This window comes from Bacillus pumilus, assembly GCF_003431975.1.
Classification (GTDB): Bacteria; Bacillota; Bacilli; order Bacillales; family Bacillaceae; genus Bacillus; species Bacillus pumilus_N.
Genome location: NZ_CP027116.1, coordinates 1,866,297 through 1,884,946, shown reverse-complemented (window position 1 = coordinate 1,884,946; position 18,650 = coordinate 1,866,297). Strand labels below are relative to the sequence as shown.

At 45.0% G+C, this 18,650-nt stretch carries 13 protein-coding genes; 4 read left to right on the top strand and 9 right to left on the bottom strand.

What is annotated here, in order from left to right:
* Positions 1–67 precede the first annotated feature (67 nt).
* Positions 68–5,779 (bottom strand): beta strand repeat-containing protein, encoded by a 5,712-nt coding sequence (locus tag C5695_RS09525; protein ID WP_117730525.1) that lies wholly within the window; start codon positions 5,777–5,779, stop codon positions 68–70.
* Between the two features lie 176 nt (positions 5,780–5,955).
* On the opposite strand from C5695_RS09525, the gene C5695_RS09520 reads away from it, so the two are divergent.
* Complete coding sequence (locus C5695_RS09520) at positions 5,956–6,975, top strand: LLM class flavin-dependent oxidoreductase (protein WP_117730524.1); 1,020 nt, start codon at positions 5,956–5,958, stop codon at positions 6,973–6,975.
* A 37-nt stretch (positions 6,976–7,012) separates the two neighbouring features.
* Here C5695_RS09520 and C5695_RS09515 read toward each other — a convergent pair whose 3' ends face one another.
* Positions 7,013–7,633 carry an acetate uptake transporter gene (locus tag C5695_RS09515; RefSeq protein WP_117730523.1) on the bottom strand — a complete coding sequence of 207 codons (621 nt, stop codon included), beginning with the start codon at positions 7,631–7,633 and terminating at the stop codon, positions 7,013–7,015.
* 142 nt (positions 7,634–7,775) lie between these two features.
* Between C5695_RS09515 and C5695_RS09510 the strand changes: the two genes are divergently transcribed.
* Complete coding sequence (locus C5695_RS09510; protein ID WP_117730522.1) at positions 7,776–8,597, top strand: uroporphyrinogen-III synthase; 822 nt, start codon at positions 7,776–7,778, stop codon at positions 8,595–8,597.
* 39 nt (positions 8,598–8,636) lie between these two features.
* On the opposite strand, the gene C5695_RS09505 is transcribed toward C5695_RS09510, so the two are convergent.
* Positions 8,637–9,239, bottom strand: a complete 603-nt coding sequence (locus C5695_RS09505) for an undecaprenyl phosphate transporter UptA (RefSeq protein WP_117730521.1) — start codon at positions 9,237–9,239, stop codon at positions 8,637–8,639.
* Between the two features lie 351 nt (positions 9,240–9,590).
* On the opposite strand from C5695_RS09505, the gene C5695_RS09500 reads away from it, so the two are divergent.
* Positions 9,591–9,821, top strand: a complete 231-nt coding sequence (locus C5695_RS09500) for an excisionase family DNA-binding protein (RefSeq protein ID WP_050944821.1) — start codon at positions 9,591–9,593, stop codon at positions 9,819–9,821.
* A 79-nt stretch (positions 9,822–9,900) separates the two neighbouring features.
* On the top strand, positions 9,901–10,890 hold the full coding sequence (locus C5695_RS09495) for a hypothetical protein (protein WP_117730520.1): 990 nt from the start codon (positions 9,901–9,903) through the stop codon (positions 10,888–10,890).
* 15 nt (positions 10,891–10,905) lie between these two features.
* Here C5695_RS09495 and C5695_RS09490 read toward each other — a convergent pair whose 3' ends face one another.
* From C5695_RS09490 to C5695_RS09465, 6 genes are all read right to left on the bottom strand, one after another.
* The gene (locus C5695_RS09490) at positions 10,906–12,006 is read right to left on the bottom strand and encodes a Ger(x)C family spore germination protein (protein WP_117730519.1); all 1,101 of its coding nucleotides are present in this window, start codon (positions 12,004–12,006) and stop codon (positions 10,906–10,908) included.
* Entirely contained in the window at positions 12,003–13,103 is a 1,101-nt protein-coding gene (locus C5695_RS09485; RefSeq protein ID WP_117730518.1) for a GerAB/ArcD/ProY family transporter, read from the bottom strand. Before C5695_RS09485 ends, C5695_RS09490 begins: the two co-directional genes overlap by 4 nt.
* Before the next feature lie 12 nt (positions 13,104–13,115).
* A complete protein-coding gene (locus C5695_RS09480; protein ID WP_117730517.1) occupies positions 13,116–14,603 on the bottom strand; it encodes a spore germination protein in 1,488 nt (495 codons plus the stop codon).
* 72 nt (positions 14,604–14,675) lie between these two features.
* Entirely contained in the window at positions 14,676–16,019 is a 1,344-nt protein-coding gene (locus tag C5695_RS09475) for a (Fe-S)-binding protein (protein WP_117730516.1), read from the bottom strand.
* Entirely contained in the window at positions 16,016–17,425 is a 1,410-nt protein-coding gene (glcD, locus tag C5695_RS09470) for a glycolate oxidase subunit GlcD (protein WP_117730515.1), read from the bottom strand. Before glcD ends, C5695_RS09475 begins: the two co-directional genes overlap by 4 nt.
* Positions 17,426–17,502: 77 nt before the next feature.
* A complete protein-coding gene (locus tag C5695_RS09465; RefSeq protein WP_117730514.1) occupies positions 17,503–18,636 on the bottom strand; it encodes a CdaR family transcriptional regulator in 1,134 nt (377 codons plus the stop codon).
* Between the last annotated feature and the right edge of the window lie 14 nt (positions 18,637–18,650).

Here is an 18,650-nt window from a genome sequence, read left to right as displayed (position 1 = left end):
GGAATGGGAACTTTAAGGAAAAAAATAAAGGTGTCGAGATTTTCTCGACAGCCTTTATGCGTTTTGTTTATACATATCTTACACCATTTGCAGCTCGAGTAACTGCGTTAACTATTGTTATATTTGACTGTGCTGTAATAATGATATTAACAGTATATACATTATTACCCGTACTAGTTACAGTATCAACGTAAGTGGTGGAAACTATAAAGCTTTGTGCCCCTGCGCCTGATCCTGATCTAGAGAAAGGAACTTCTGTTAACAATGTTCCGTTTCTCCTTAATCGAGTATTTCCACTTATACTATAATTCGCTGTATTGTTAGCTACAATATCTACTGATATGTCAATCTTTACTCTTTGACCACTTGTTACAGGAACTGTAAAAGTGAGTACTGTTATTTCTGAATTCAACGGAGGAAATACTTGCTGCTGTGTTGCTGTTTGGTCAAAGAAAATTTGTGAGGTTGGTCCAGTGGCTCCAGTTGCACCAGTAGGACCGGTATCACCAGTTACACCAGTGGCACCAGTAACTCCAGTAGGTCCGGTATCACCAGTTACACCAGTAGAACCGGTATCTCCAGTAGCACCAGTAGCTCCAGTAGGTCCGGTATCTCCAGTAGGACCGGTATCACCAGTTACACCAGTGGCACCAGTATCTCCGGTTACACCAGTAGCTCCAGTAGCTCCAGTAGCACCAGTAGCACCAGTATCTCCAGTAGCCCCAGTTACACCAGTAACTCCAGTAGGTCCGGTATCACCAGTTACACCAGTAACTCCAGTAGGTCCGGTATCACCAGTTACACCAGTGGCACCAGTATCTCCGGTTACACCAGTAGCCCCAGTAACTCCAGTGGCACCAGTATCTCCGGTTACACCAGTAGCCCCAGTAACTCCAGTAGGACCGGTAGCTCCAGTTACACCAGTGGCACCAGTAGGACCGGTAGCTCCAGTAGCCCCAGTAACTCCAGTAGGACCGGTAGCTCCGGTTACACCAGTAACTCCAGTGGCACCAGTAGGACCGGTAGCTCCAGTAGCCCCAGTAACTCCAGTGGCACCAGTATCTCCGGTTACACCAGTAACTCCAGTGGCACCAGTATCTCCGGTTACACCAGTAACTCCAGTGGCACCAGTAGGACCAGTATCTCCGGTTACACCAGTAACTCCAGTGGCACCAGTAGGACCAGTATCTCCGGTTACACCAGTAACTCCAGTGGCACCAGTAGGACCGGTAGCTCCGGTTACACCAGTAACTCCAGTAGGACCGGTAGCTCCAGTAGCCCCAGTAACTCCAGTGGCACCAGTATCTCCGGTTACACCAGTAGCACCAGTAGCACCAGTAACTCCAGTGGCACCAGTAGGACCGGTAGCTCCGGTTACACCAGTAACTCCAGTGTCACCAGTAGGACCGGTAGCTCCAGTAGCCCCAGTAACTCCAGTGGCACCAGTATCTCCGGTTACACCAGTAGCTCCAGTAGCACCAGTAGCCCCAGTAACTCCAGTGGCACCAGTATCACCAGTTACACCAGTAACTCCAGTAGGTCCGGTATCACCAGTTACACCAGTGGCACCAGTAGGACCGGTATCTCCAGTAGCCCCAGTAACTCCAGTGGCACCAGTATCTCCGGTTACACCAGTAGCTCCAGTAGCTCCAGTATCTCCAGTAGCACCAGTATCTCCAGTAGCCCCAGTTACACCAGTAACTCCAGTAGGTCCGGTATCACCAGTTACACCAGTAACTCCAGTAGGTCCGGTATCACCAGTTACACCAGTGGCACCAGTATCTCCGGTTACACCAGTAGCCCCAGTAGCCCCAGTGGCACCAGTATCTCCGGTTACACCAGTAGCTCCAGTAGGTCCGGTATCTCCGGTTACACCAGTAGCCCCAGTAACTCCAGTAGGACCGGTAGCTCCAGTTACACCAGTGGCACCAGTAGGACCGGTAGCTCCAGTAGCCCCAGTAACTCCAGTAGGACCGGTAGCTCCAGTTACACCAGTGGCACCAGTAGAACCGGTAGCTCCAGTAGCCCCAGTAACTCCAGTGGCACCAGTATCACCAGTTACACCAGTAACTCCAGTAGGTCCGGTATCACCAGTTACACCAGTGGCACCAGTATCTCCGGTTACACCAGTAGCTCCAGTATCTCCAGTAGCCCCAGTAACTCCAGTGGCACCAGTATCACCAGTATCTCCAGTAGCCCCAGTAACTCCAGTGGCACCAGTATCACCAGTTACACCAGTAACTCCAGTAGGTCCGGTATCACCAGTTACACCAGTGGCACCAGTAGGACCGGTAGCTCCAGTAGCCCCAGTAACTCCAGTAGGACCGGTAGCTCCAGTTACACCAGTGGCACCAGTAGAACCGGTAGCTCCAGTAGCCCCAGTAACTCCAGTGGCACCAGTATCTCCGGTTACACCAGTAACTCCAGTGGCCCCAGTTGGTCCCGTTGGACCAGTATCTCCAGTTACACCAGTGGCACCAGTAGAACCGGTAGCTCCAGTAGCCCCAGTAACTCCAGTGGCACCAGTATCTCCGGTTACACCAGTAACTCCAGTGGCCCCAGTTGGTCCCGTTGGACCAGTATCTCCAGTTACACCAGTGGCACCAGTTACACCAGTATCACCAGTATCACCAGTTACACCAGTGGCACCAGTAGAACCGGTATCTCCGGTTACACCAGTAGCTCCAGTAGGTCCGGTATCTCCGGTTACACCAGTAGCCCCAGTAACTCCAGTAGGACCGGTATCTCCAGTTACACCAGTGGCACCAGTAGAACCGGTATCTCCGGTTACACCAGTAGCTCCAGTAGGTCCGGTATCTCCGGTTACACCAGTAGCCCCAGTAACTCCAGTAGGACCGGTATCTCCAGTTACACCAGTAGCCCCAGTAACTCCAGTGGCACCAGTAGAACCGGTATCTCCAGTAGCCCCAGTAACTCCAGTAGGACCAGTATCTCCAGTTACACCAGTGGCACCAGTAGAACCGGTAGCTCCAGTAGCCCCAGTAACTCCAGTGGCACCAGTATCTCCGGTTACACCAGTAACTCCAGTGGCCCCAGTTGGTCCCGTTGGACCAGTATCTCCAGTTACACCAGTGGCACCAGTGGCACCAGTAGGACCAGTATCTCCGGTTACACCAGTAACTCCAGTGGCACCAGTAGGACCGGTATCTCCGGTTACACCAGTAACTCCAGTGGCACCAGTAGAACCGGTATCTCCAGTGGCACCAGTTGGTCCCGTTGGACCAGTATCTCCAGTTACACCAGTAACTCCAGTAGGTCCGGTATCACCAGTTACACCAGTAACTCCAGTAGGTCCGGTATCACCAGTTACACCAGTGGCACCAGTAGAACCGGTATCTCCGGTTTCACCAGTAGCTCCAGTAGGTCCGGTATCTCCGGTTACACCAGTAGCCCCAGTAACTCCAGTAGGACCGGTATCTCCAGTTACACCAGTGGCACCAGTAGAACCGGTAGCTCCGGTTACACCAGTAGCTCCAGTAGGTCCGGTATCTCCGGTTACACCAGTAGCCCCAGTAACTCCAGTAGGACCGGTATCTCCAGTTACACCAGTAGCCCCAGTAACTCCAGTGGCACCAGTAGAACCGGTAGCTCCAGTAGCCCCAGTAACTCCAGTGGCACCAGTATCTCCGGTTACACCAGTAACTCCAGTGGCCCCAGTTGGTCCCGTTGGACCAGTATCTCCAGTGGCACCAGTAGAACCAGTAGAACCGGTATCTCCAGTGGCACCAGTAGAACTGGTATCTCCAGTTACACCAGTGGCACCAGTATCACCAGTATCACCAGTTACACCAGTTACACCAGTAACTCCAGTAGGTCCGGTATCACCAGTTACACCAGTAACTCCAGTAGGTCCGGTATCACCAGTTACACCAGTAACTCCAGTAGGTCCGGTATCACCAGTTACACCAGTAACTCCAGTAGGTCCGGTATCACCAGTTACACCAGTGGCACCAGTAGAACCGGTATCTCCGGTTACACCAGTAGCTCCAGTAGGTCTGGTATCTCCGGTTACACCAGTAGCCCCAGTAACTCCAGTAGGACCGGTATCTCCAGTTACACCAGTGGCACCAGTAGAACCGGTAGCTCCGGTTACACCAGTAGCTCCAGTAGGTCCGGTATCTCCGGTTACACCAGTAGCCCCAGTAACTCCAGTAGGACCGGTATCTCCAGTTACACCAGTGGCACCAGTAGGTCCGGTAGCTCCAGTAGCCCCAGTAACTCCAGTAGGACCGGTATCTCCAGTTACACCAGTGGCACCAGTAGAACCGGTAGCTCCAGTAGCCCCAGTTGGTCCCGTTGGACCAGTATCTCCAGTTACACCAGTGGCACCAGTAGGACCAGTAGCTCCGGTTACACCAGTAACTCCAGTAGGACCGGTAGCTCCAGTTACACCAGTGGCACCAGTAGGTCCGGTATCTCCAGTTACACCAGTGGCACCAGTAGGACCAGTAGCTCCGGTTACACCAGTAACTCCAGTGGCACCAGTATCTCCGGTTACACCAGTAACTCCAGTGGCACCAGTTGGTCCCGTTGGACCAGTATCTCCAGTTACACCAGTGGCACCAGTAGAACCGGTATCTCCAGTGGCACCAGTAACTCCAGTAGGTCCGGTATCTCCAGTTACACCAGTGGCACCAGTAGGTCCGGTATCACCAGTTACACCAGTGGCACCAGTAGGACCAGTATCTCCGGTTACACCAGTAACTCCAGTGGCACCAGTATCTCCGGTTACACCAGTGGCACCAGTAGGACCAGTATCTCCAGTGGCACCAGTAACTCCAGTAGGTCCGGTATCACCAGTTACACCAGTAGCCCCAGTAACTCCAGTGGCACCAGTAGAACCGGTATCTCCAGTAACTCCAGTGGCACCAGTAGGACCGGTATCTCCAGTAGCCCCAGTAACTCCAGTGGCACCAGTATCTCCGGTTACTCCGGTCGTTCCTGTTGCACCTGCTGCTGCCAACAACGTATAATCTGGAGACGTATCTGGCGTGCCGGTTGGTGGTGCCGTGTTAACGAGATACGTTGCTGTTGGCAGTCCCGTATCGACGAGTATAGTTCCTCTTTCATCCATCACCACTTGGCCTACTGGATACGTCACTACTTGACCTACTGGATACGTTGGAGCCACTGCTGGATCAAATGCGATGACACCCGTTAAGCCTACGCCGGTGGCTCCGGTATCACCAGTGGCACCAGTTGGTCCCGTTGGACCAGTTACACCAGTAACTCCAGTAGGACCGGTATCTCCAGTTACACCAGTAACTCCAGTGGCGCCAGTTGATCCTTCTGCAGCCAGTAATGTGTAGTCTGGGGAAGTATCTGGTGTACCTGACGGTGGTGCAGTATTTACTACATACGTACTGCCATTAAAGGTCACTACTTGCCCTACTTGGTAAGTAGGACTGACTACCGGATCAAACGTTTCAATTCCTGTTAATCCTGCACCAGTAGGTCCGGTATCTCCAGTTACACCAGTTGCACCAGTAGGTCCGGTATTTCCGGTTACACCAGTAGGACCAGCAGCCCCGGTAGGACCTCTTTTTACAATCTTATTATTTGTTTTTTTCCGTCCTTTTGCTTTAGCACAACTGCTGTGATGTTTAACAACTTTTTTCTTTTTACATTCTCGTTTCAGAAGAAGGCAATCATCAAATAGAGGTCTATCGTGACGAGATTTTCTGTAGTGAGGTTTCCAATCATGCTTTTTTCCGCAAAAGGGACATTTGTTATCGTACTGATTATACAAATTCCCCATCTCCTAAAAGTTAATATTTTATTCTATGTAGAAATTTAAAAAGCGGAATTGAGCTAAATGATATTTTTTAGTTCGAAGTTCATCGAATCAAATGATTTAAAAATTAAATCGTTTTATGTTATGGTGTTGAAAGTATGAAACTAGTATGATTTTTGACAGAAATGGGGACATCATTTATGAGTCAATCAGTTTTACAGCGCACAGCCTATTCCGTTTTAAATTTATCCTCTGTGACAGAAGGAGGCACCATTAAGGAATCTTTTGAACATAGTATGGATTTAGCAAAAAAGGCGGAGAAGTGGGGTTATCATAGATACTGGCTAGCAGAACACCATAACATGGAAGGTGTTGCGAGCTCTGCAACGTCCGTCTTAATTGGATATATTGCTGGAGGAACCGAAAAAATTCGAGTAGGATCTGGGGGAATTATGCTCCCAAATCACTCTTCACTTGTCATTGCTGAACAATTTGGGACACTTGAGACATTGTATCCGGGGAGAATTGATTTAGGTCTTGGCAGAGCACCAGGAACAGATCAGTTAACGGCAAGAGCGCTTAGACGTAATCTTCATAACGGAGAAGATTTTCCCGAGCAGCTTGAAGAACTTCAACAATATTTCAAACCAACCGGTCAGGTGAAAAAGCATGTAAGAGCCGTTCCAGGAGAGGGTCTAGACATTCCGATTTGGCTCCTTGGTTCAAGCGGTTTTAGCGCAAGGCTTGCAGGAGAGCTTGGATTGCCATTTGCCTTTGCGGCACATTTCTCACCTAAAAATACAATCCCTGCTCTAGAGTTGTATAGACAGTCATTTAGACCTTCTGATGTGTTAAAAGAGCCATATGCTATGGTAGGTGTGACGGTCTTTGCTGCAGATCAAACAGAGCGGGCTGAATATTTGGCCACTTCACATTATCAGCGATTCTTGAGTCTCATTCGAAATACTCCAGGGAAACTCAAAGCGCCTGTTGACAGCATGGACGGCCTTTGGAGTCCGTATGAAAAGGCAATGGTGGATGAACAATTAAGTTCAACCATGATCGGGGATAAAGAAAAGGTGAAAAAAGAATTGGAAGCCTTTATAGAAGCTACTCAAGCAGACGAAGTGATGATTAATTCTGACATGTTTGACCATCAAGAAAGAATGCGCTCGTATGAAATCATCGGAGAGATCTTCCACGAAGCACAAGAAAAATAAACATAAAAAAGAACTGCGCAAAGCAGTTCTTTTTTATTTATGCCTTTGTAAAAATACGAAATGGTTGTCCAATTGGTAGCACAGTACGGCCAAAATGAGTATTGAGCACAACTGCTGCTGAACCATAAAACGAAAGCAGAGAAATGATCAATTCTGCAATACCAGCAATGGTATGAGTCACATCGTACATCACACCAAATGAGCTAAGGGAAAGACCAAGGAATAAGAAATCAATAAAGACGAAAATCAAAAATAGTACCTTATGTGTTTCCATTGCACCAATTGTCATAAACAAGCTGAAAATCAAATAACCGATAAACGCAAAACCTAGTTGTTTAGGATCTGCTGCTTCCGCAAGCGTTTTCCCAAAAACGCCAGCTTGAATGAGCCAAGTTGCTCCAACACCCATCCAAAAAAGACCGAATGCGCCGAAGGCAGTGGCTCCAAAAATATTATGATGTTTTGAATCTTGTATGGACGCAATTAGCTGCGCAATCCCTCCAAGGAAGATAGCCCAAGGTAAAATAAGGGAAGTGCCATCTGTAATTCCTAGTTTTTGTGAGGACGCAACGAGCGTCACCATTGCTAAACCAAACAAACCAAGTGGTGTTGGGTCTGCAATTGATAATCGAATAGCTTGAACATTCTGTTTTTCCATAATGACCTCCTACAATTTGCACTTACAAAAGATACTCGAATTCGCTCGAAACGTCAAGCTCTTTTTTAGTAGACACTTGCAACGTCTTCCAAATAAATCTATATTTAATACATATCAAATGTGATAGAAAAAGAGGGATAAAATGAGTAAAGGCTTAGCTGGAAAAACGATTGCTATTTGTGGAACGAGAAAAACAGAAGAAATGCGTACACTTGTCGAAAAACAAGGGGGACAAGCCGTTATTCGTTCTCTTCAAGGAACCGTATTTTTAGCCAAAGAGGAGTTAAAGCCAGACATTGAAACATTTGTGAAGCAAGGCGCAGATTGGGTGATTTTAACAACGGGTATAGGGACAGATACATTAATTGAAAGTGCAGAAGAGCTTCATCTAGGCGAAGCATTTATGAAAATTTTATCAAATGCTCACATTGCTTCAAGAGGGTACAAAACCTTTGCTGCACTTAAAAAACGCGGGATTCACCCAGACGTTTCTGATGAAGATGGAACAGTTCGTGACTTGATCTCAAAGCTTGAAGATAAAGAGTTTCGAGGCAAACGCGTCATGGTGCAGCTTCACGGGGAAAATGCACCAGCTCTCATCCGATTTTTACATGACAAAGGGGCAGATGTTTTGCCGCTTTTACCTTATCAGCACACACCACCTGAACCAGAAGCCGCAGAAACATTGCTTCAAGAAATGAAAGATGGAAAGGTTCAAGCTGTCTGTTTTACAACTGCTGTTCAGGTGCACGCCTTTTTCGCACTAGCGGCAAAATGGGGCAGAAAAGAAGAACTCCAAGAGCTATTCGGGCAGCACGTACTGGCAGTGGCTGTCGGAAAAGTCACAGCAGAAGCTTTAAAAGAAGAGGGAATCGACCGGATTCTTGCCCCATCACTTGAGAGAATGGGTGCAATGATTATGGAATTATCCCAATATATGAAAAAACAATCCTTACACTCATAGAAAAAACGCCTTTCACTGATTTAGTGAAAGGCGTTTTCGTTAGATTGTCCGTTTTCGGTTCGTACGAATTTTTTTGAGGAAAAAATAGAGAATGATCAGGACGATCGCAATGGCCATAATAGGGGTTGTATAAGCGTGAGCAACACTTTGAATGTGATCCCATTTTGTCCCGAGTTGCATGCCAAGATAAATAAACAAGATAGACCAAGGGATGGCAGCTAATCCGGTCAAGAGAACAAATTTCAAAAAAGGCATTTTGGCAATACCCGCTGGAATGGAGATGGCATGGCGCACAACAGGAATAAATCGCGCTGTAAATACCACACCGGTTCCATATCGGTCAAACCATCGCTCTGCAGTTGCGATATGATGTTCATGGATGAATAAGTATTTTCCGTATTTTGCTAAAAAAGGTCTTCCGCCATAAAGTCCGATCCAGTAAATAAAACATTGAGCGAGTGTACCTCCGATAACGCCAGCGATCACAGCTCCAACAAAACCGATTGTTCCTGTTGACACCATATATCCGCCATAGGCAAGAACAATTTCGCTCGGAATGATTTCAATCATCAAACCAAGCGCAACTCCTACGTAACCAAGGCTTGTCAGCCAGGTTAAAATTTCATTAAAAAAGGTTCCCATTCATTTCACTCTGCCTTTAATGACTTATTTTCTTCAAGCATCCTTATAAAAGCCTATGCTTGTTTTTCTTTTCTCATGAGTATGCTTTCTATAGATGCTAGCACGGGCTGACAGCTCATCACATCTAAACTGGAAGACACTTGATAAATGCCTAAATTCCCCGCCACAAACTCTTGTCTAGCAGATTTTATCATACCATATTTGCTGGCATCTGGACGATTTAACTTGATATACACTTGTTATGTGAAGATAGAAAGGGCGTCATTAGTTAAAAAATATGAATAGGCTACATCCGTTTTACTAGCAGCTCGTGATATAATTTGTGAGATGAAACGAACGGGTGGTGTAAACATGTATTTAACAATCGAAGAAACAGCTGAATACTTAGAAGTATCTGAAGCGTATATTGAAAAATTAATCCAGCAAAAGAAGATCCGCTTCGTTTTTGACGGCGAATCATATCTAATTTATCAAGGGCAGTTTCAAACGCATATGAAGCAGCTTGAACAATACAAAGAGCTCGTCCAAGAGATCTTAAATGAACCGATTCCTGAAGATCCAGATGTAAAGGATGAAGATTAGAACATTATCTTCTTTTCACATGCTTAAATCATAACAAGTATCAACGACCATACATATGCAATAAAAGGAAGTGAATGGAGTGGAAAAAGCTGTCTCATGTGAAGCCTGTCAAAAAAACGACGTGAACGTGATAGAAGAAACTGATGAACCGAATCAGCCTTATCAATTATGCCATCTATGTCATAGGAGACTAGTCACGTATTCCTTACGACCTTTAGAATGGTACAATTTAGCGGTCATCCACTCTCCTAAACAATTCTTACTGCACGATGACTTTTATGGAGAGGGCGGACAGGCTTTCCAATTAGAGGTTGATGTAGTCGTCACCAAAGATGATAAAGCACCTATCTTACAAGACGTTAGGTATAATTTGGCGTCTTTATTAAACTTTTCAATCACTAGATGGTTTCTTGAGAATGATGTGATCGATGCTCTGAAACAGCACGATGAGCAAAAGCTCTTGGATGCTGTTCTAAGCCGGTTTTATGGAACCAATCATGTCGAAGTGAAATCACGAATGATCGAAATTGCAGCTGATGTATTAGGTCCTTCCGCCGCCGGGTGGATAAGGGAACTTTTGGGTGAGGCTGACGAAACATTTCTTTATCCTCTTTCATGGGCAGCAGCCAGCAGTTTGCCAGCAAATGAGGGCTTACAACAGGTGATAGAAAAAATGAAATCGATCAGTGAAAAAGAATTACCGACAGCTGCTTTTATCTGCCTGCACCGTTTCCGCTCTGACAAAGTGTTAGATTGGATGGAGATCACTTGCACCCATTTTCACGAACAATGGGGAAGGCTGGCAGCCGTAAGCTGTCCAACCTGGAGTAGAATGAAAGCATGGCTAAGCAAAGGAAGGCCATTCAGCACAATTGCACTTGATACAATGGCAAACTGTGCTAAAGGAAATAAAGCGGACTTTTTAGAACAATTTTCGCCTAAAATCCTTGAAACGGACAAGAGTGAAGTGGAGAGCATATTAAATGATTATCAGGAAAAAGATCGCGTTCCACGAGTCAAAAAGAACGTGTCTAACATACTAAACAACAAACAAGACATCTTTGAATAATGCTTTTTATCTCATTTATTGACTGACACCGGTTTGCACAATTTTCATATGGCATTTAATTTGTACATCTGCATCAGGATAGATTTCCTGCCATTTTTCGGGTGTCATGGCTTTGTCTTTTGATCTATACCTCAAACCTAGCCCAAGTGGATCAATATGTTGCTCTTTAAAGGACTGAACAAGGTCTTGTCCTTGCTGAGCGACACGTTTTCCCACTTCTTTTTCGACTTGGTCCAATATATTCGGGATATCAATTTTTTTGGACTTCATGAATTCTTTTAATTCACCTTTTAGCTTGATATCAATCGTGATATGAGGCTTTTTTGTTAGGTGATTCGTTGGTTTGATCTGGTAGGACACATGTGATTTGATATTTTCAAGGACGACATGGGTCTTTGTTCGATCATGCAATTGAAACTCGTAGATACCATTTTTATGATTTTCAATCATCGCTTTAAATGTGAACGTGTCTTCTCCTGGAATATGACCGACCATTTTCTCTTGATCAAACAGAGCAACGCCTGAGACCTTGATAGCATTGCTTGTTTTCTTGATGTAAGGGAGGTAAGCATCGACCCCTTTTGCCATCATCTGATTCATAAAAATATGTTGATTGGTCACAGGCTCATTGCCATTTCGCATATTTTGGGCTAATAGATCAGAGAGATACACACCTATATTTAAATTTGTTTGGTTCATTTTTGTATATAATAAGTCTTCAACTTCTCCGCCTACAATCGCAAACACCTGTCGTGAACCAATAATAGGATCACGATAAATATAATTCATTAAATCAATCATGCCGACTTCTTTTGCTAATTTTTCACTCACTAAAATAACAAGCATCTGGCCCATGACCACCGGGAAAGGTGATTTTTCTGATACAAGAAACTGGATATTACTAATCGTGTTTGACCTCGCACTTAATATTTGATAACTTCCTTGCTCTTCATTTTTAAAAACAGGGAAGACAAAAAAACCCTTCATTTCGCCATTTTCCACTAAATCAAATCCTGCCGCCTGAGAGATATTTAATTCATCTAAAAGGCGAGGCTGTGCACAGCTAGTTAACAAAAGACTAAATAACATAAGACCCATGAGTACATACTGTTTCATGCTCGTTTTTTCACCCACCTTTTTTTCAGCATCAGCCCAATGACTATACAAACAATCAATCCATAGACAAGAAAGTATCCGATATATTCCACCCATTGATTAAAAGCTTCAAAAGAAGTGGCGCCGGCAAAAAACGAGAACATGATCAAAATCAGAATGCTGAGGACGCAGACAGTCACGCGCTGACTCGTATGAAACATTTGTTTTGCCATTCGGCTCGCAGCCCATAATGGAATCGAGATATTTGGAATGATTAAAAGCAACCAGAGAGACACTTCAATAAATTCAAAGCGCTGGATAAACGGAAGCTTCACAATGCTTGTTAACGTTAACGTCGGCCATTTTGTTAATTTGAGTTGAGCACTTGAGTAATACGCAATGGAGACGAGAAAGACGAGTAAATTTAAGCATGTCGTGAATAAAGCGCCCATATGAGCAAATTTTTGAGACGTCTGAGCTTGCTTAATAAAGGGATAATAGACAAGCAGCGTGCCAAAACCAAACATAGATAAGGAGGCATCTTTCACTCCCATCAACAGCTGCGAAAATGTATGATCAAACATGGGAAACATGAAACGAATGTGACTATATTTCATGGCATAAAAACAAATAAACGTCATCCAGTACGTTAGTACAATACTAAAAAATGCCCATCCAGCAATGGTTCTAAAGCCGCCAGTATGAATGTAATACACAAGCAGCAGCAGTACAGACGCAAACAATAGGCCAGGAATTTCTTTAAACAGCCATACATGGATCACGTCCATATAATGGATGAGAACCGTCAATGACAAAGAAGCGAAATATAAGATATAGAGAATGTTAAATAATTGCCCTATCCATTTACCAAATACGTATTGCGTTATAACACCAAATTCATCCGAAGGAGCCTTTTTAAACATCAAGTAAATCAGAAAGATCATTACATTAACGCTGATGCCAGAAATAAGAATGGCGATCCACCCATCATTATTCATAGATCGAACAAGATTCGTTTGAAAGTTTAAAATGCCAACACCTACTTGATTGGCATTGATGAGAAAAAACACAAAAAAAGGGGAAACTTGAAATTTCTCTTTTACAGAAGAAGAGCTCATGCTTTCACTTCCTTATTCATAAAAATCATTTTTCCCCTTATGGCCTTGCTTCGGTTTTTGCCGGTGAATCGTTTTATTTTGTGGACGTAAATTTTCCGGTCTTTTATTCAAAAAGCGGAGCTGAGGACGAATCAAGCTGCCCTTTAAATCAGTCAGACGAAGCGGGAAAATTGGCTCTAGATATGGTCGTCCAATAGACGTTAATTTCATTAAATGGGTGAGAAGGAAAGATCCCATCACAGCAATGCCGAGTGCACCCCACATCTGTGCTGCAAGTAGAAATGGAAATCTCAGCAGGCGAATGGCATTGCCCATTTTGTAAACAGGAGTGACAAATGAGGCAAGAGCAGAAAGTGCAACAATAATAAGCAAAATATTACTTGTTAAGCCTGCTGCCACAGCAGCCTGTCCAATGACAATCCCTCCAACAATCCCGAGTGTCTGTCCGACTTTAGCTGGAAGTCTCGATCCTGCTTCTCTCAGTAATTCAATTGAAATCTCTAAAAATAGTGCCTCAATGATCGGAGGAAATGGAACAAGATAGCGCGAGGACACGACCGTTTCTAATAAATCCTTTGGGATCAGCTCATAATGAAAGGTTAAAACGGCTACATATAAAGGCGTCGCAAAAATGGAGAATATCACAGCAAATATGCGTAACAGCCTAAAACAAGAAGCCGCAATCCAAGACATATTATAGTCTTCCATAGTGGAAAAATACTCAAGTAAAATCGTCGGGGCAAGCAAGGCATGAGGCGATCCATCCACTAAAATAGCAATTTTCCCTTCTGATAAGCCTGAAGACACACGGTCAGGTCTTTCTGTATTTAAAAACAAAGGGAAAATCGTATTGGACACATCATAAAGCATTTGAGCAAGGTAATTTGCATCTAAAATTTGATCATAATCAATGTCTTCAATTCGCTGGAGAACGGTTTCGATGTTTGCTGGATTGGCGATTTCTTCAATAAATAATATCGCTACTTTTGTTTGAGATAGTGTGCCAACCGTCTTTTCCGCCACTTTTAAGTTCGGCGTCGGTAGCCGCCGTCTGACCAAATTTAGATTCGTATCCAGGACTTCTACAAATGCTTCCTGTGCACTGATAATGCCAAATTCAATCTCGGGCGGACCTACTTGTCTGCCTTTCTTTTCTTCCATCGGAATCAGAAGCGCTTTGCCCCAGTCCGTCTCAAGCCGAATGGCCAAATGACCTAGGTGAAGGGCTTTTTCCACTTTTTGAAGATCGGTCGTGATCACAGACTGTTCAATAGGAATTCGTTCTTTCAGCTCCTCAAGAGTAGGGGTGAGGTGCAATTCTTTCATGTAGGGCAAAATTTGTTCATGGAGTAGATGACCATTAATTAACGAACGAAAAAAAGAGATTCGATAAAGAAAACGTTCACTTTGTGACAACTCGTTTGTAAAATCCGAGGAGCGTGACAATGCCTCAAATACTGAATTTGCGTCCTTTTGTTGTTGCTTGTTTTTCTTCAGCACTTGAACCACCTCCTTCCGCAATTTGCCTCTATTATCCAACCAATAGACTGAAGATATGCATAAAAAAAGCGTTCAGCTTGATAAGCTGGACGCTTCTTTTCCGTATTGAACGGCTTCTAATAAAAGATCAGCAAGATGGACGGCCCGCATGGTGTGCGAATGTCCTGATCGTTTGATCCCTGCTGCCATTTGCAGCAGGCAGCCTGGATTGGACGTGACAATGGCGGCTGCCTCTGTTTGATTTGCTTCTTTCATTTTATGATCTAAAATTTGCATCGACATCTTTGGCTGTAAGATGTTATAAATTCCGGCAGATCCGCAGCAGCGGTCAGCATCCTTCATTTCTTTAAATGATATACCATGAATCGCCTTCATCAGCATCCTCGGCGCATGCTCTACACCCATTCCATTTCGTAAGTGACAAGAGTCTTGATAGGTGATAACCTGCTCTGGCAAGGCAAGCGGCGTGCGCTTGTGAAACTCAAGCTCTACGAGAATGTCTGATATATCCGTGATTTTCTTTGAAAAGACTTCACCCCTTTTTTGAAAAGCCGGATCATCCTTTAGCAAATGATCATAATCACTTAAAAAAGCACCACATCCGCCAGCATTCATGACAATCGCATCTGCCTCTATCTCTTCAAATGCTTCAATATTCCGCCTTGCTAACTGTTTCGCTTGCTCTTTTTCTCCGCTATGGCCATGAAGTGCTCCGCAGCACGTCTGAATAGGAGGGACAACAACGTCACAACCGGCCAGCTGCAAAAGCTCTATGGTCGCTTTGTTTGTGCTGGAAAAAACAGTGTCCATTAAACAGCCATTAAAAAAGGCCACACGCTTTTTTGGCGTGCCGGAGGCTTTGTATTCTGATGCATGCTCTTTTTGTTGACGCGGCACCTTTGGGAGAGCCTCTTCCATCAATCGTAGATGCGGCGGCAGAACCTTCAGCATGCCAGACTTACGGGCGGCCGTTTGCAAACCGGAAGTTTGATAAAACCGAAGCAGTCCAGCCGCTTGACGCATTCGGCTCTGTGAAGGAAAAAGTCCTTTAAACACAACACGCCTCACAAATTTCACAGGTAAGGATTGTTTTTTGTGCTGCTGAATGATGTCTCTTGCATCCTCTAATAAACGTCCATATTTAACGCCGGAAGGGCAGACCGGTTCACATGCACGGCAGCCAAGACAAAGGTTCAAAGAATGTTCGACATCTTCATCTGGCTCAATCACGCCGTCTCTTACCGCCTTCATTAAAGCAATTCGGCCGCGCGGAGAGTGCGTTTCTTGTTGACCGGATTCAATATAAGTAGGGCAGGAAGGCAGGCAAAATCCGCAGCGCATGCAATTGAGCAGCTCTTTATCATCCATTTGCTGCTGAAATGTTTGTTGAATGTCTGATGGCTGAGATGAATTCATGAGACGACCACTCGCTTTCGTGCTGATTTTCCAAACACCTTATCAGGATTCATGATATTTGCTGGATCTAGCGCTTGTTTGATTGCTTTCATTGCAGCGATTCCTTCTTTTTTGACTTTTAGCTCTAAATAGGGGGCTTTCATTAGACCCACACCATGTTCACCCGTAATGGTGCCGCCGAGAGAGACTGCTTTTTCAAAAATGGCCTGAAAGGCTTCTTCGACCCGCTTCATTTCTTCTTCATTTCTTGCATCAGTTGCACAGGTAGGGTGTAAATTTCCGTCACCTGCATGACCAAATGTACAGATTTTCACATCGTACTCTCTCGCAATGTCTTCGATCGCCCGTACCATGCTGGCAATTTCAGACCGGGGGACTGTGGCATCTTCTAAAATGGTCGTAGGGCTTAAACGGGCGAGGGCGGATAAGGCACTCCGTCTTGCTGTTAAAAGAGAGCTAGCCTCTTCTTCAGAATGGGCGATATTCACTTCTTTTGCTCCGTACTGCTGACAGACGTTTGCGATGCTCTGCATATCTCGGGAAACTGCCTCAGGATTGCCGTCCTGCTCGATTAATAGAACGGCTTGAACGTCAGTCGGCAGGCCGATTTTGGCAAAGTCTTCAACGACTTCCAGTGTCGGCTGATCCATAAATTCTAATGTAGCGGGGATGATACGCTCTGCAATAATCGCCGAAACTGAAGCGGCAGCTTCCTCTAGGCTTTCATATAAGCAAAGCATCGTTTGTTTGGTTTCTGGTAGCGGTAAAAGCTTCAGCGTCGCTTCTGTGACAATGCCGAGTGTACCTTCTGATCCAACGAATAAGCGGGTCATATCATACCCGGCCACGTCCTTTGCGAGCTTACCGCCTGTTTTGATGATGTCACCGTTTGGCAGAACCACCTCAAGTCCAAGTACATAATCTCTCGTCACACCATATTTTAACCCCCGCAGGCCACCTGAATTTTCATTGATATTTCCGCCTAACGTGGAAATTTTCATAGAGCTTGGATCTGGTGGATAGAAGAGACCTTTTGCCTCTACTTGGCGAATGAGTTCCTGTGTGATCAAACCAGGCTGGACCGTTGCAGTAAGGTTTTCTTCGTCAATTTCGATTAATTGGTTCATTCTTGTAAACAACATCACAAGTCCGCCTTGTGTAGGGCAGGTTCCTGCACAGAGGTTCGTTCCTGATCCTCTTGGCACGATCGGCACTTTATATGAGGCGCAGAGCCGGACGATTTGCTGGATTTCCTCAGCCGAATGCGGGCTTACGATGACATCTGGCATATGTTGAAAATTGGGCGTTGCATCGTAAGAATAAGCAAGTCTGTCTGCTTTACTGTCTTGTACATAAGACGCCCCAACAATCTCTTGTAATTGACGTGAAAATTCAGAATTCAACATGTATATTCACCCCCACTGATTTGACGTACCGTTTCTTCCAGTATAAAAAAAGAATCGCCTTATGCCTATGGACGATTCTACAAAATATCGGGCTTCACACCTTGTTTTTTTGGATGATCATCCAATAGCATCAAGGCTAAATAAAAGAGCATCGCATCTTGCATACGTTTTGGATCAAGTGTCGTTAAATCTTGGATACGTTTTATCCTGTAATGCAGAGTATTGATATGTACATGCATAGCTTCAGCAGTACACTTCAATGAATAATCTGATGTCATGAGTACACGCAATGTTTTCACTAGTTCAGGATAGGGGAGAAGCGGGGCGATCGTTCGGTCAACGAACACTTTTTTTGTTTCCTGACTCACTTCTTCCATAAAAAGTTCAAGCGTTAAATCCTCGTCAAACACAATCGGCGTTTCCGCATGTGCCAATTTTAAAGCACGAAACGCTTGATGAAAGGATTGCTTCATCATATGCCCGGCTGCTGGTTTCCCCGCACCTATCAACACCTTTGACGTGGAACGTGAGGCGAGCGAAGCATGGATGTGAAATAGACGCTGCTGTAAGGTATCACGATCATTTGCTGTGGTTTGCAGCATGAGCAAAAAGCGAGCATGCCCCCAGCGGACGATCATCTCTTGACTTGTGAGATGCAGCATTTCCTTTACCTTTTTGTATTGATCTTGCTTCATAAATGATTCATCGTGACAATCAATAAGGACGACCACGCGTTGTTTTTTGACATCAAGCTGAAACCGCGCTGCTTTTTCAGTGAGATCGAGTGCTGTCTCTGGCAGATGAAGCCAGTCAAACACGAACGCTTCAAGCTGCCGTTCATCGGTTTCCGTTTCTTGAAAAAATTCATGTTCTTGAATGAGCAGCTCAGTCATTTTTCGTAATATTTCGCCAAATGGAGAGACATGGACGGGATTTCCTGTCATCCCAATGACACCAATGACCTCTTGCTTAAAATAAATAGGCAGATTGATTCCAGCTTTGACCCCTTTCATTCGCTGTTCATCATCCTTTGTAAGGATTCGCTTTTGTCCTTCAAAGGATGTCAAATATGCCCCTTCATGAAATTGACCAATGCGTGCTGGATCTGTTGCTGCAATAATGGTGCCGTTTGTTTGTGCAATGATGATTTCTTCAGTCAGCACTTTTTTGACCTCGTCTACGATTTTTTCTGCCAGTGTCATTGTGAGCAAAATGTACCCCTCCG

What these genes read in the sequence shown, in the direction of transcription:
- C5695_RS09520 (WP_117730524.1), top strand. Translation starts at nt 5,956, where the DNA reads ATGAGTCAATCAGTTTTACAGCGCACAGCCTATTCCGTTTTAAATTTA.
- C5695_RS09525 (WP_117730525.1), bottom strand. Translation starts at nt 5,779, where the DNA reads ATGGGGAATTTGTATAATCAGTACGATAACAAATGTCCCTTTTGCGGA.
- C5695_RS09500 (WP_050944821.1), top strand. Translation starts at nt 9,591, where the DNA reads ATGTATTTAACAATCGAAGAAACAGCTGAATACTTAGAAGTATCTGAA.
- glcD (WP_117730515.1), bottom strand. Translation starts at nt 17,425, where the DNA reads ATGTTGAATTCTGAATTTTCACGTCAATTACAAGAGATTGTTGGGGCG.
- C5695_RS09490 (WP_117730519.1), bottom strand. Translation starts at nt 12,006, where the DNA reads ATGAAACAGTATGTACTCATGGGTCTTATGTTATTTAGTCTTTTGTTA.
- C5695_RS09475 (WP_117730516.1), bottom strand. Translation starts at nt 16,019, where the DNA reads ATGAATTCATCTCAGCCATCAGACATTCAACAAACATTTCAGCAGCAA.
- C5695_RS09515 (WP_117730523.1), bottom strand. Translation starts at nt 7,633, where the DNA reads ATGGAAAAACAGAATGTTCAAGCTATTCGATTATCAATTGCAGACCCA.
- C5695_RS09510 (WP_117730522.1), top strand. Translation starts at nt 7,776, where the DNA reads ATGAGTAAAGGCTTAGCTGGAAAAACGATTGCTATTTGTGGAACGAGA.
- C5695_RS09505 (WP_117730521.1), bottom strand. Translation starts at nt 9,239, where the DNA reads ATGGGAACCTTTTTTAATGAAATTTTAACCTGGCTGACAAGCCTTGGT.
- C5695_RS09485 (WP_117730518.1), bottom strand. Translation starts at nt 13,103, where the DNA reads ATGAGCTCTTCTTCTGTAAAAGAGAAATTTCAAGTTTCCCCTTTTTTT.